The 12,256-nt window shown below is 74.5% G+C and carries 13 protein-coding genes; 4 read left to right on the top strand and 9 right to left on the bottom strand.

Annotated features, from left to right (window positions below; genetic code table 11):
* Positions 1-162 precede the first annotated feature (162 nt).
* A complete protein-coding gene (locus J2W20_RS10265; protein ID WP_307006470.1) occupies positions 163-1,113 on the top strand; it encodes a hypothetical protein in 951 nt (316 codons plus the stop codon).
* A gap of 119 nt (positions 1,114-1,232) precedes the next feature.
* On the opposite strand, the gene J2W20_RS10260 is transcribed toward J2W20_RS10265, so the two are convergent.
* The 3 genes from J2W20_RS10260 to J2W20_RS10250 all read right to left on the bottom strand — a co-directional run bounded on the left by J2W20_RS10260 (position 1,233) and on the right by J2W20_RS10250 (position 3,103).
* Positions 1,233-1,814, bottom strand: coding sequence for an Lrp/AsnC family transcriptional regulator (locus tag J2W20_RS10260; protein WP_307006469.1), 582 nt, complete (start codon positions 1,812-1,814; stop codon positions 1,233-1,235).
* Positions 1,815-2,081: 267 nt separating this feature from the next.
* Positions 2,082-2,366 (bottom strand): WXG100 family type VII secretion target, encoded by a 285-nt coding sequence (locus J2W20_RS10255; RefSeq protein ID WP_307006054.1) that lies wholly within the window; start codon positions 2,364-2,366, stop codon positions 2,082-2,084.
* A 158-nt stretch (positions 2,367-2,524) separates the two neighbouring features.
* Entirely contained in the window at positions 2,525-3,103 is a 579-nt protein-coding gene (locus tag J2W20_RS10250) for a hypothetical protein (protein WP_307006468.1), read from the bottom strand.
* A 205-nt stretch (positions 3,104-3,308) separates the two neighbouring features.
* Between J2W20_RS10250 and J2W20_RS10245 the strand changes: the two genes are divergently transcribed.
* Positions 3,309-4,349 carry an LLM class flavin-dependent oxidoreductase gene (locus J2W20_RS10245; protein WP_307006466.1) on the top strand — a complete coding sequence of 347 codons (1,041 nt, stop codon included), beginning with the start codon at positions 3,309-3,311 and terminating at the stop codon, positions 4,347-4,349.
* Here the strand turns inward: J2W20_RS10245 and J2W20_RS10240 are convergent.
* From J2W20_RS10240 to J2W20_RS10215, 6 genes are all read right to left on the bottom strand, one after another.
* Positions 4,289-5,161: an HAD family hydrolase gene (locus J2W20_RS10240; protein ID WP_307006464.1), complete on the bottom strand. Its 873-nt coding sequence runs from the start codon at positions 5,159-5,161 to the stop codon at positions 4,289-4,291. The two genes, J2W20_RS10245 and J2W20_RS10240, sit on opposite strands and share 61 nt — an antisense overlap.
* A complete protein-coding gene (locus tag J2W20_RS10235; RefSeq protein ID WP_307006463.1) occupies positions 5,154-7,868 on the bottom strand; it encodes a phosphoribosyltransferase domain-containing protein in 2,715 nt (904 codons plus the stop codon). The genes J2W20_RS10240 and J2W20_RS10235 overlap by 8 nt, the downstream gene beginning before the upstream one ends.
* Positions 7,865-9,043, bottom strand: a complete 1,179-nt coding sequence (locus J2W20_RS10230) for an HpcH/HpaI aldolase/citrate lyase family protein (protein ID WP_307006462.1) — start codon at positions 9,041-9,043, stop codon at positions 7,865-7,867. Before J2W20_RS10230 ends, J2W20_RS10235 begins: the two co-directional genes overlap by 4 nt.
* A 90-nt stretch (positions 9,044-9,133) precedes the next feature.
* Positions 9,134-9,808, bottom strand: coding sequence for a hypothetical protein (locus tag J2W20_RS10225; RefSeq protein WP_307006460.1), 675 nt, complete (start codon positions 9,806-9,808; stop codon positions 9,134-9,136).
* Positions 9,809-9,900: 92 nt separating this feature from the next.
* Positions 9,901-10,476: a TerD family protein gene (locus J2W20_RS10220; protein ID WP_307006459.1), complete on the bottom strand. Its 576-nt coding sequence runs from the start codon at positions 10,474-10,476 to the stop codon at positions 9,901-9,903.
* Positions 10,476-11,012, bottom strand: coding sequence for a hypothetical protein (locus tag J2W20_RS10215; protein WP_307006458.1), 537 nt, complete (start codon positions 11,010-11,012; stop codon positions 10,476-10,478). The genes J2W20_RS10220 and J2W20_RS10215 overlap by 1 nt, the downstream gene beginning before the upstream one ends.
* Before the next feature lie 90 nt (positions 11,013-11,102).
* Between J2W20_RS10215 and J2W20_RS10210 the strand changes: the two genes are divergently transcribed.
* Both J2W20_RS10210 and J2W20_RS10205 read left to right on the top strand, forming a co-directional pair.
* Entirely contained in the window at positions 11,103-11,552 is a 450-nt protein-coding gene (locus J2W20_RS10210) for a MarR family winged helix-turn-helix transcriptional regulator (protein WP_307006457.1), read from the top strand.
* Positions 11,553-11,594: 42 nt separating this feature from the next.
* Positions 11,595-12,194 (top strand): cysteine hydrolase family protein, encoded by a 600-nt coding sequence (locus J2W20_RS10205; protein WP_307006456.1) that lies wholly within the window; start codon positions 11,595-11,597, stop codon positions 12,192-12,194.
* Positions 12,195-12,256: the final 62 nt, after the last annotated feature.

Here is a 12,256-nt window from a genome sequence, read left to right as displayed (position 1 = left end):
CACGACGACGCGCAGCGCCGCCGTCGGCCGTCTCGCCGGGGCTTCCCCTCGGGGAAGGAACGGCCGGGCCGGTGGTGTACCCGGAATGCCGTTTCCCCAGCGAGATGCGTACCCGAAAGCCCGCCTGGGGGTGGGCGGGGCCGCGTCGCTAGCATGGTGGGCATGCCTTCCCGCGAATTGGGCGGCCGCCCCCCGTTCCACGACCCGCGCGACCTCACTCCCTTCCGCGGCGCGCAGGTCTATGCCCCTGTCCGCGGCATCAGACGCCGCCTCGCCCAGCGGGTCACTGGCCGGACCAGGGCTCCGCGCTTGCGGCCGTTCGCGTCCAAGGTGGAGAAGCAGGTCCACGCGGCCGTGTTCGCCCACGCGGAGCCGGAGCGGCTCGTGGTGATCGCCCGCGCCCACCCCAGCTGGTCCGGACTCTGCTACGTCATGGCAGGCCTCCAGGCCTACCGGTCCCACCACCACGCCCAGGCCGCCGAGCTCCTGGCCCGCGGACTCGCGGGCACGAGCGAGCCGGCCGCCGCCGCGTTCGCCACCGAGTACCTCGGGGGAGTGCGGCACTGGATCGAGGTCTCCGAAGGGGTCGAGGTCGAGGTCCTCTTCAGCGAGGAGGCCGTGTGCCTCGCGCTCGCCCACAGCCTCCGGGAGGTCGGCCGGCCGGATGAGGCGCTCGCCGTCCTCGCCCCGCTGCCGCCCTCGATGCCCACCGCCCTCGCCTCGTGCCGCCTCGCCGAGGTGCTAGGGCGCCCGCACGACATCGTGGCCTGGACCGAGGGCCTGGCCAACGCGAGCGACCTCGCCGCGGCCCTCCTCGTGCTCCGTGCCCGGGCCCTGCGCGAGCTCGGCCGCCGCGCCGACGCCCACACCGCCGTCCGCGAGGCCCTCCGGCGCCGCCGCACCGCGTTCGCGGTCAAGAACTCCGCGGCCACCGAGCGGGCGCTGCTCATGCTGGGCGTGTCCAGACGCCGGCGCGGCGCCGCAGCCTCCGCCCCCTCCTCGGCGTTCGAGGAGTTGCGCGCGCTCACGCAGGCCCGGCGCGCGCGGGACACTGAGGCCCGCGAGCTGTGGCTGAAGGACTTCGAGGACCTCGAGCGCCGGTCAGGGGAGTAGCCGGGCGTCCCGCCTGCGGACGACGGCGGGGGCGCGCCTGGCGTACCCGGAACGGCGAAAGGGCGACGAGATGCGTACCCGGAACGGCGAAAGGGCGACGAGATGCGTACCCGAAACGGTCAGGGGCGGCGGGACCTGGGCCGGGTCGCCGGGGGCGGGGCCGCGGACGACGGCGCGGGGGTGCCGCCGTCGTCGGCCTCGAGGAGCGCCGTGGTCCGGTACGGGATGACCGTGCGCAGGATCATCCGGGTCGACGTGCGCCGGATGCCTGGGCATAGGCGGATCTCCTCGGACACGCGGTAGAGGTCATCCGGGCTCGTGGCGACCGCCCGGATGAGGAGGTCGGTGTCCCCGGCCGGGGCCAGGCACTCAAGGACCTCGGGGATGCGGCCCAGCGCGGCCACGGCCTCGTTGATGTGGCTCTGGTCCAGCTCGGCGCTGACCTCGGCCAGGACGCCGCGGCCCAGCCCCTCGGGGTGCACGCGGGTACTGCTGGCGCGCAGCACGCCGCTCGCGCCCATGCGCTCGAGGCGGGACTGCACGGTGCCCCGTGCGAGGCCCAGGCGCTGCGCGAGGACCATGATGGGCGCGCGCGGGTCCTCGTCGAGCGCGAGGAGGATCCGGCGGTCGGTGCGGTCAAGCTGCTGCGTTCTGATCACTCTCCACGGCTCAAAGCGGGTTCTCTTGGTCAGATTGACCATCGATCAGCGGGACAGTTGTCGCTGGTGCCCGTGACTTGCTCTGATGGTAGCAGTCAGCCCGACGAGCCCACCGGCCCGGACGGCGCGGCGACGGCCAGCGCGGGACACCCACCGCCCCGGCCCGAGCGGTCCCACCAGACCCGGCCGCAGCAGGATGTCCGGGACTCCAGCAAGGGAGCCGGAACGCGGCGAGAGGCCCCACGGCAGATGCCGTGGGGCCTCTCGCGTGCGCGGGTCAGCGCGGGCGGCGCGGTGGCCGCGCGGGTGCTAATGCAGGCTGCTGGAGGTCTGCTCCTGCGCCGTGGCGTTGGTGTTCATGGTGCGCGAGGCGTCGCGCAGCTGCTCGACGAGCTTGGCCAGGGACTTCATGCCCGTGGACTGCCACTCGCCCTTGAACTGCTCGGCGTCGCGGCCGGCCCAGTTCGCCGGGATGTTGTTGTTGATCAGCGCATTGAGGTTGTTCTTGATCTGGTCCACCTCGTTGGCCTTCGCGTCGAACTGCTTCGCGACACCGCGGAGCTCGGCAACGTTGGCACCCTGCTGAATAGCCATGGTCTTCCCTTCCGTCCTGCCCCTCGGGCTTCCCCCGTGGACTTGGCTCCACGCTATACGCCGCCCCGCACCCGGCGCGATGGGGAGAACTCTCCACACAGGGAAGGGGCCCAACACCGCGGCTGGCGCGGCGTCGGGCCCCGTGGCGTGCCGTCCTGTCAGCTGGCCCGGCTGACCACCAGGATCGGCTGCGTCCCGGTGTGCGGGCCGGGTCGGGCGGGCATCGGCCGGGCAGGGCGCATGCGGGCGACGGCGGCGGGCTCGCTCGGGCGCGCCGGCGCCGCGTGGTCTTCGGACGACGGGGCAGGAGCCGGGGCGGGGGCCGCGGCGGAACTCAGGGCGGGCAGCAGGACCGGTATCGCGACCTCCTCGTCGGCAGGCTGCGCGTCCTCGGCGTCGACGGACCGCGGGGCGCGCGAGTCCGCGGCGGCCGAGGCGGCGGTGGCAGAGGCCCGCTTGGCGGCGAGGAGGGCATCCGCCTTGGCAATCACGGCCCGGCGGGCGTACTCGGCACGGGCCTCCTCGGTCTCGACCGCGGGCCCCTGGGCTGCGGCCTCGCGCCGGGCGAGCGCCCGCTGGACCAGTCCGCGCGCTGCCCGCAGAGCGGCCATGGCGGCCGACGCGACTCCCTGGCCAGCGCCGGCGATCACGAGCGTGATGACGGTGGCCACCGCGAGGAACAGCAGGAGCGCGCCCCCGATCATGAGCGTCCCGAAGTACACAAGGTTCGTCACCATCAACGCATCGTCCACAGCAGCTCCTCCCACGAGCTCGGGATGTTCCCCCGGCCGGCCACAACGCCTTCATTCTTTCCCGCTGGCCACGCTTGTAACACCCGGAATCGAGGACGTTGCTGAAACGCAATGGAGCTGTTATCCAACGTGACATCGGGCTCACACTTGTCTCGGGAACATCTCGGCCCGGGCACCGGTTGCCGCCCTTGTGACCGCACTTTCGATCCTTGACCTCGCCCCCATCGTGGAAGGCTCCGACGTGGCCGGCGCGCTGGCTGCCTCGACCCGCCTCGCGCGCCTCGCGGACGAAGCCGGCTACCGGCGGCTCTGGTACGCCGAGCACCACAACACGGACGCGCTCGCCTCGAGCGCCACGGCGCTCCTGATCGCCAATGCGGCAGCGAACACGTCCAGGCTGCGCGTCGGCTCGGGCGGGATCATGCTCCCGAACCACGCGCCGCTCGCCGTCGCCGAGGCGTTCGGCACGCTCGCCAACCTCTACGGCGACCGCATCGACCTCGGCCTGGGGCGCGCCCCCGGGACCGATCCGCGCACCGCTGCCCTCCTGCGCCGCGGGGCGCGCGACGACGGCGAGGCCGCCTTCGCTGCGAACATCCGGCTCCTCGCGTGGTTCTTCGGCGAGCAGGAGGACGACGCCGAGAGCGTCCAGCTCTCCCAGGGGGTCCACGCCGCCGTGGCCCGCGGGACCGAGGTCCCGCTGTGGATCCTCGGGAGCTCGACGGCCGGCGCAGCGATCGCGGGCCAGCTCGGTCTGCCGTACGCGGCCGCGAGCCACTTCGCCCCGTTCCAGCTTTCGGAGGCGATCTGGACCTACCGGCAGATGTTCAACCCGTCCGCGCCGACCGCGCAGATCTCCGAGCCGTACGTCATGGCCGGCGCCAACCTCATGGTCGCCCCGACGCGCGAGGAGGCGGAGTTCCTCTTCACCACCCACCAGCAGATGTTCGTGGCGATCCGCCGCGGCGCCCGGGGGCCGCTCCGTCCGCCGGTCCGCGAGATGGACTGGGCCCCCCACGAGGAGCAGATGGCCACCTCGGCGCTGCGCTTCTCCGCCGTCGGCACCCCCGGAGAGGCGGCCGAGTTCCTGCGGGTCTTCGCGGCCTCGTACGGCATCGACGAGATCATCCTCACCGGCTACGCCCACGATCCCGCGATGCGCGAGCGCTCCTACCGCCTCATGGCCGAGGAATGGGCCAAGGACGCCTCCGCGTCCGCCGCCGTCGGCTGAGCGCGGGCAGGCAGGACGCGCGCGGCCTCCAGCGCCGCGCGGAGGATTTCCTCGCCCGCCAGGACCCCCGCGCTATCCGTCACCTGCAGCCCGGGGTGGGTGTAGCACACGGCCTCGAGCTCGCCATGGCGGGGGCGCAGGGCCACGTCGGCCAGCTCGAGGAGCCCCCGGTCGAGCAGCGAGTCGCCGGCGGCGATGAGCCGCGCTGACCCCGTCCGGTCCATCACCTCGGCAACGGCGGCCTCCTTGGTCACTGCCGCCGGGACGCAGTAGAGCTTGCGCCCCTGGAGCGAGACGATCCAGCCGCGCCCGGCGCACCAGTCCGTGAGCTCGGCGAGCCACTCGTCCGGCAACGCTGCCCGGTTGACGATCGCGTAGGCGAACAGGTCCTCGGCCGTCCGGACCCGCTCCACCCACGGCGGATCGTTCTCGCACAGGCGTGCCAGAACCTCGCCGATGGGTGCCGAGCCGCGCCCGACGGCGCCGCGCACCCGCGCGGACCACGCGCCGTCGGGCGTCCCGTGGTGCAGGAGGACGCCTCCGTTGGTGGTGATCGCGTACGGGGTGGCGGGGAGCTGGACGCGGGCGAACTGGGCCTGGGTCCGGGTGGTCACCGGGACCAAAACGGCGTGGCCGTCCAGCTCGTGCAGGAGGTCCTCCGCCACGCGGGTCATGTAGCTCAGCGGGGCGTTCTCGTACACCTCGCTCACCACGAGCCGCGGAGCGTCCTGGTCGGGGCCGTCGAGGTGGAGCGCCTTCGCGGAGTAGATGAGGGTGCGGTCGAGGTCGCACGCCACGAGCGGCCTAGACATCGCGCACCGCCCTGCCGTCGGCCCCGGTCGCGCCGGGGGTGAAGCGCGGATGGATGATCCCCACGCAGCTGTACGGCAGGCCGTCCGACGGCTCCACCGGAACGCCCCGCTGGGCGGCGAGCAGGAGCACGTGGGCGAGGTCGCCGTGCAGGAGGCGGCCGGCGTCGTCCGTGGCCAGCAGCTCCGGGCGCGCGAGCACCTTCCAGGGGACCCGGCGCAGCAGCACGCGGGTGGTCTCCCCGACGCCGGGCTTGACGAGGTTGACCGCGTGCTCGAGTGGGCCGAGGCCCTGCTCCGCGGCAATCCGCTCGACGGCCGCCCAGCCGGCCCACGTGGGCTCGGCGAGGGGCCCGGGCAGCCGCGGACGGACGCCGGGGAAGTGCGCGGCCACCGCGTCGACGAACTCGTTCGAGACGTCCCGGGGGGCGAGCTCGCGGTAGAACTTGGCCCCGTGCGTCTCGTGCGGGCCGACCAGCGCGCGGTTGAACACCGTGCGGGACACGAGCCCCGAGACGGTCGAGTTGAGGCAGGCCGAGGGGATGAGGAAGTCGTCCCGGGTGCCGAACACCCGCACGCAGCGCCCCGGGTCCGCCAGGACGGCGAGCTCGGAGGAGAGGCGCACCCCGTCGGAGGCGGCGAAGTCCCCGAGCGCCGCGGCGAGCTCCCGCGCGATCGCGCCCTTGCCGGTCCAGCCGTCCACGAACATGATCTGCTCGGGCCGGTGGCGGGTGAGCAGCCAGCGCAGCGCGTTGGCGTCGATCCCGAGGCCGCGCACGATGCTCATCGTGTAGTGCGGCACGTCGAGCCCGTGGGCGTGCGCGGCCCAGCGGCGCATGAGCACCCCGACGGGAGTCCCTGCCCGGGCGAGCGAGACGAGCACCGGCTCCCGCCCGCGCAGGGCGAGGACCTGCTCGGTGACGTCCGCGACGGCCTGCGCGATGGGCTGCCCGGATGCCGCGAGGGCCTCGTGGAACAGCGCCTGGTACTCGGGGCTCGGCTCGTACTCCTGCGGCAGCGACTCGGCGTAGCTCGCCCGGCCGGACTGGATCGCGGCCTCGCGCTCGTGGGCCGGCGCCTCGAGGCGCGCGCCCGAGAGGTCCTTGAGCAGCCAGCCGACGTCCTCGGGCGGGTAGGAGCCGAAGCCCCCGGAATGGGCGCCGCCGCGCAGCGGCTCGGCGTACGGCGGCTCGGCGCCGAGGTGGAGCACGACGACGGTGCGCGCCGCCCGGGCGAGCGCCTCGTTGACGCCGGGCTCGCCGTGGGCCTCCGTTCCCGGGCTGCCCGGGGAGGCGAGGTCCTCAGGCTCGGTGCCGGGCTCGGGCACATAGACGATGGCGTCGAAGCGCTCCCCGGGGGGCAGGACGTTGTAGGCGTGCCGGCGGCCGGTGCCCGGCGCGCCGTCGAGGGCGTGGTCGTGGGAGGCGAACGTCAGCGCGGAGCGAACCGCGTAGCCGGGCTCGTCGTGGACGTGCACGGGCGAGCGGGTGGTCGAGGAGACGAGGACGCCGGGGACGTCGGCGGCGAGGGCGTCGGCGATGGCGAGGGGCAGCGCGAGGTGCTCCTCCGCGCCGAGCACGAGGACCCGGCCGTCCCGCGGGACCCCGGCCCGGGCGAGGGCCGCGGACGCGGCGCGCGCTGCGGGGGCGGCGAGTTCCGCGAGCCGGACCCCGTGGGGACCGGCGGTGTCGACGCCGAACCGCGCGCTCCGGACCGTGCCGAGGTCACCCCGTAGGTGCGCGAGGTCGCCCGGTGGGGGCGCGAGGTCGCCCGATGGGACCGCGGGGCCGGGGGACTCGGCCAGCCAGTGTGCGGCCCGCTCGAGGACACCGGCGGGCAGGCCCACCGATCCCTCCCCGAGCGCCACCACCGTCAGGGCGCACCCGAGCTCGTCGGCGAGCCGCTCGAACTCGGCGCGGTCCTCGGCCGAGCGAAGGTCAACCAGGGTGGCGACCACGTACCGCCGGCGAGGCGGGGTGCCGGCGGAGGGGCCGGCGTCGTGCGCGGCCTCCGGGAGCCAGGCGGCGTGCAGCTCGCGCACCGTGTTGAGGACGGTGCGGCCGGTAGAGAGCTCGTCGTCGACCAGCACCACGGTGGCGGCTCGGGCGAGGCGCGTGGGGTCGCTCGGCACGAGGGCGTGCCCCGTCGCATGCGAGTGCTCCTCCTCGAAGCCGCCGAAGGGACGCACGGGCGTGCTCAGCCGCGTCGAGTGGAGGTAGTACGAGCCGAGGTACTCGGCGACTACATGGCCGAGGCCCGTGGCGGTCTCGGCATAGCCGAGGGTCGCGATCTGCTCGCCGCCGGCGGGCGGCGCCGGCAGGGGGAGGGGCGGCGCGTCCGACGGCGCGTCCCCGGCGAGGCGGGCCAGGAGCGCCCGGGCGGCCTCCTCCAGCGGGGGCCCCGGGGCCGTGTGGTCTGCGGGAGTGAGCCCCAGCTCGCGGGCCACGGCCGCGCCGAGGAGCCGGGCGGCGCCGAGGGCGAGCGCCGGCGAGGTGGGCACGTGCTTGGCGAGGACGCGCGAGACGAGCAGCTGGGCCCGCTTCGGGTTGCGCCGCACCGCGAAGCCCACGAGGGCGGCGACGGGCAGGAGGCTGCCCGGCGCCGTCGCGAGCGTGATCCCCAGGCGGTCGCGGACCACCGTGCCGGGCCACTCGTCCTCCGGCGGGGTGACCTCGCGGTCCCACGGGGTGACCTCGGCGGTGCTTGTCACTTCATGCTCGCTTCCAGCAGGTCCACGAAGGTCACGTCCGGCCGGGCGACGCCGAAGGCGTCGGCGCGCAGGAGGGTGCGGCGGGCCCACGCCCGGTGGGGCTTGGCCTCGTTCATCCGCACGCCGGAGCGGGACGCGACCGCCCCGCCGCCCTCGGCCGCCATGATGTCCACGGCGTCGACGTACTCGTCGTGCGCCACGACGTGGAGCGCGTGCACGAGCGGGACGTGGGAGGGGTGGATCACCGTCTTGCCGAGCAGGCCGTTGGCCAGGTCGAGCTCGATCTCGCGCAGGAGCCCGTCGAGGTTCGCACCGAGCAGCTGCTCGCGCAGCACGCCCGAGTTCGCGGCATCGAACGGTGTGGCGCGCAGGAGGGGCCGCAGGATCCGCTCGGTGTTCGTGTAGTGCTCCCAGACGGGACCGGAGACGACCCACCCGCCGTCGGCCCGGCCGAGGATGCCCACCACGTCCGCGATCACCTCTGCGACCACGGCCACGTGGTAGATGGTCAGGTCGCGCGAGCGCCGCAGGCCGTAGGCGGAGGCGATGTCCGTGGCCCCGATCCGCACCGACAGGATGAGCTCGCGGTGGGCCTCGAGCAGGTCGCGGACGGCGAGCAGGGCCTCCGGCCGACTCTCCCGGTGCGTGGTCACCGGGTGCTCGATGATGGGCATGGCCCGCAGCGGCACCCGCGGCGAGAGCTCGGCGTTGAGCTGCCCGAGGGCCTCGAGGAACCGCTCGGCGCGGCCCGAGGAGTTCTCGAATTTGGGGAGCACGAAGCCCGTGAGGATCTCTGCGGCGTCCCCGAGCCGGCGGCCGAGGGCGAGCAGCTGCTCGGGCGAGCGGGGCCGCACAAACAGCAGCGGCAGCGTCCGCGCCCGGGCCGGCGCCTCGAGCCCCGCAAGCTCGGCCAGGGCCCCGGCCACGTTGTCCTCGGCGCTCTCCACCGCCGAGTCGGGGACGGCGTCCTCGAGGCACAGCACGGTGCTCGTGCAGCCGGAGCGGGCTCGGCGGAGGATCCCCTCGGCGAGGCCCGGCCGGGTGCCCGGCGTGTAGAGCGTGGCACCGAGGCCGACGGCGAGCGCCTCCGCGCCGCTGTCGGGACCCAGCTCCCGCGGCCGCCGGGCGAAGAGCCGCTCACGGGTGCTCGCGGTCAGGTACGAGTAGTGCAGCACGGGGTCCCCCAGGTGTCGGTGCGTGCAGGAACAGGGCGGCTCCGCGAGTCGCGGGGCCGAGTGGTCGGGACCGCCGGGTGCGCGGCCGGGCTAGCGCCGCAGGCCTCCCAGTCCCACGGTCATCGTGAAGGCGAACTCGCGCCAGATCTCGCCGTCGTCCCAGTCCTCGGGGACCGATTCGGCGCGCAGCTCGAGGAGCGCGCCGATGCGGGTCGCGGTCAGGACCGTGCGCTGGCCCGGGCCCAGGGTGCCCTGGACCGCGATGGCCGAGCCGTCGAAGGTCTGGACCGTCATGGTCCCGCCGGCCCCGATGAACAGGGCCCGGCGGAGCCTGCGCACATGGCGCAGCACCACGACGGCGTCCCGATTAACGAAGCCCACGAGCGGCCGGTTCCCGGGGGTCGGGATGGGGGTGCCGATCTGCTCCCGGTGCACGCTCTGTGCCCCCGTGGTGCGGTCCTCGCCCTCCCAGGCCGTGCCGCGCGCGCCGGTGACGAAGAGGGACCCGATCCCGGACTGGCGCGGGTTCAGGCGCACGACGGCGGCGCCCTCCGCGAGCTGGTGGAGCTCGCCGAACGCCGGTGCCGGGTACAGGCGGGACTCGAGCGTGGCCGGGCCGGGGTGGCGCGCCGCGACGGCGGACTGGCCCCCGGCGGCCGGGGCGGGGGAGAGGTCGAGGCCGGCGGACGGCACGCCGGCGGAGGGAGGTGGGGCGGGGACCGTGGGTTCGCCGAGCTCGAGGGGGTTTCGGCTGCGCTCAGCCACCGGTTCGGGGTTTCGCCGGGGCTCAGCCACCGGCGCGGGCGCCTTGACCCGCCGGGTCATGAACGGCACATCGGAGCCAGCCAGGCCCTTCATCAGAGGTCGAGCCCGAAGTCGCGGGAGACGCCGGCGAGGCCGTTCTCGTAGCCCTGGCCGAGGGCCCGGAACTTCCAGTCGTCGCGGTGCCGGTAGAGCTCGCCGAACATCATGGCCTTGATCCGGTCCCCGTGCAGCTCCGGGACGTCGAAGCGCAGGAGCTCCGAGCCGTCGGGCCGGGCGAGCCGGATGTAGGCGCTGCGCACGGCGCCGAAGGTCCCCGGGCCGCGCACCTCCGGGTCCACGTAGGCGAGGAACGCGATCTTGGCGACCTCGGCCGGGATGAGCCCGAACTCGACGTCGATCTGCTCCTGGTCGTGCGTCGCGCCGTGCGCGCCGTCCTCGCCGCCGGTGAAGCGGACGCCGCCGCCCGCCGTCGTGAGCTGATTGAAGAAGACGAGGTGCTCGGGAGAGAGGGCGTGCCCGTCCTCACCGCAGATGATCGCGAGCGAGGTGAGCTCGGACTGGGGGCCGTTGCTCGGCACGGTCTGCCAGCCCATCGCCACCATCACCCCGCCGAGCCCGGGGTTCTCCGCGGTGAGGGCGGCATTGCTGCCTGCGACCATCGTGGCCATCAGAGTGCGTCTCCTTCTCGGGATTGCGGAGCTGAGGTGAGGCGGATGCCGCCGACGTCGAACTTGTCCTGCAGGAAGCGCCCATGGACGCTGAGCTCGGCGAGGGCCCCGGTGCGGACCTGGTTGTCCAGGTCGAGGGCAGTCGAGTGCAGGATGTCCAGCTGCTCGAGCAGCTTCTCCGACTCGGGGCTCGAGTCCGTGTGGGTGGAGGGCGGCAGGGCGCGGTAGACGCGCAGCGACGTGGGGAGGTAGTCGGTGACGATCGCGTTGAGCAGGACCCGCTGCTCGGTGGAGGCGCCGTGCTCGGCGATGTAGTCGATGAGTCCTGCCAGGAGGTCGTCGGTCTGCCGGACCCGCGAGGACGCGAGCGTGGGCAGCACGGAACCCGCGCGGCGGATGGCGCTGCGCAGCGTCCCGAGGGCCCCGCGCGTCTGCTCGAGCTCCTGGGCCTGGGTGAGGGGCAGCTGCTCGTCGAGGCCATGCTCGGGCTCGCGCCCGGCCCCGCCGAACAGCGATCCGAAGAACTTCCCGACCATGGATTCACCTTAGCCGCTCGCGCTGTGATCGGCGCCGGGAAACCCTGAAGGAGGCTGTGCAGGTTCCTTCGCATGTGCTGGAATGGGCGGATGGAGACAGACCGCGCGGCCGGCCCCGAGGCTGCAGCCCTCGCCGGCGAGCTCCGGCCGGTGCTCGCCCGCCTCAGCCGCCGGCTGCGCCAGCAGGCGGACCCCGTGGACCTCACCGGGTCCCAGATCAACGTCCTCGTCCGGCTCGAGCGGGACGGCCCGGCCACCGTGAGCGGGCTCGCCCGCGCTGAAGGGGTGCGCCCGCAGTCCATGGGCGCCACCGTCGCGGCGCTCGAGGTTGCCGGGCTGCTGCGCCGCGATCCCGACCCCGCCGACGGGCGCAAGGCGCCCCTGTCCCTCACCCCGGAGGCCCGAGAGCAGTTCGCCGCCCACCGGCTCGCCAAGGAGGACTGGCTGCAGCGCACCCTGGCCCGCGAGCTGGACGCGGACGAGCTCGCCCGGCTCCGCGACGCCCTCGCCCTCCTGGCCCGCATCGCCGACGCCGGCTGAGCCCGGTCCGGACCGAACCCCGACCCCCCAAGGAGTCCAGCCATGGCCCTCACTGCCCTCGACCCTAGGACCGCCCTCGTGGTCATCGACCTGCAGAAGGGGATCACGGGCCGGCCCCAGGAGCCCTCGGGGACGCCACGCATCCCGGACGTCGTCGCCGCGTCGACGCGTCTCGCCGATGCGTTCCGGGCCGCCAGCCTGCCCGTGGTCCTCGTCAACGTCGCCGGCGCCCCGGCCGGCCGGACCGAACTGGGACGGCGGCTGCCGGCGGAGCTGCCCGAGGACTTCGCGGCCCTCGTCGAGGGCCTGCACACCGCCGACGACGACGTGCTGCTCACCAAGCGCAGCGTGGGCGCCTTCGCGACCACGGACCTCGACGCGGTCCTGCGCGGGCTCGGCGTGACCCAGATCGTCCTGGCCGGGATCTCCACGAGCATGGGCGTCGAGTCCACGGCCCGCGCCGCCCACGACCTCGGCTACTCGGTGGCACTCGCGGTCGATGCCATGACCGACTTCAGCCCCGGCGCGCACGAGTACGCCGTCTCGGCCGTGTTCCCGCGTCTGGGGGAGACCGGGACCGCCCAGGACGTCCTCGATCTGCTCGCCGCCCGGCAGCGGACCGGCAAGCCGACGGCGCCCTGACCCCTGCGCCGCTGGCGTCGCCCCCCGCACTGCCGAGGCCCCCGCCGGCGCAGGCAGGGGAC

The sequence above is a fragment of the Sinomonas atrocyanea genome, assembly GCF_030812675.1.
In the GTDB taxonomy this organism is placed as follows: domain Bacteria; phylum Actinomycetota; class Actinomycetes; order Actinomycetales; family Micrococcaceae; genus Sinomonas; species Sinomonas atrocyanea_B.
Note: the sequence above shows the minus strand (reverse complement) of the source record. Positions and strands in the feature narration are given on the sequence as shown.

Bases quoted from the DNA above. Each gene is read 5' to 3' on its own strand.
- J2W20_RS10240 (WP_307006464.1), bottom strand. From the start codon at position 5,161: ATGTCTAGGCCGCTCGTGGCGTGCGACCTCGACCGCACCCTCATCTAC.
- J2W20_RS10205 (WP_307006456.1), top strand. From the start codon at position 11,595: ATGGCCCTCACTGCCCTCGACCCTAGGACCGCCCTCGTGGTCATCGAC.
- J2W20_RS10265 (WP_307006470.1), top strand. From the start codon at position 163: ATGCCTTCCCGCGAATTGGGCGGCCGCCCCCCGTTCCACGACCCGCGC.
- J2W20_RS10210 (WP_307006457.1), top strand. From the start codon at position 11,103: ATGGAGACAGACCGCGCGGCCGGCCCCGAGGCTGCAGCCCTCGCCGGC.
- J2W20_RS10260 (WP_307006469.1), bottom strand. From the start codon at position 1,814: ATGGTCAATCTGACCAAGAGAACCCGCTTTGAGCCGTGGAGAGTGATC.
- J2W20_RS10250 (WP_307006468.1), bottom strand. From the start codon at position 3,103: ATGGTGACGAACCTTGTGTACTTCGGGACGCTCATGATCGGGGGCGCG.
- J2W20_RS10220 (WP_307006459.1), bottom strand. From the start codon at position 10,476: ATGGCCACGATGGTCGCAGGCAGCAATGCCGCCCTCACCGCGGAGAAC.
- J2W20_RS10215 (WP_307006458.1), bottom strand. From the start codon at position 11,012: ATGGTCGGGAAGTTCTTCGGATCGCTGTTCGGCGGGGCCGGGCGCGAG.
- J2W20_RS10255 (WP_307006054.1), bottom strand. From the start codon at position 2,366: ATGGCTATTCAGCAGGGTGCCAACGTTGCCGAGCTCCGCGGTGTCGCG.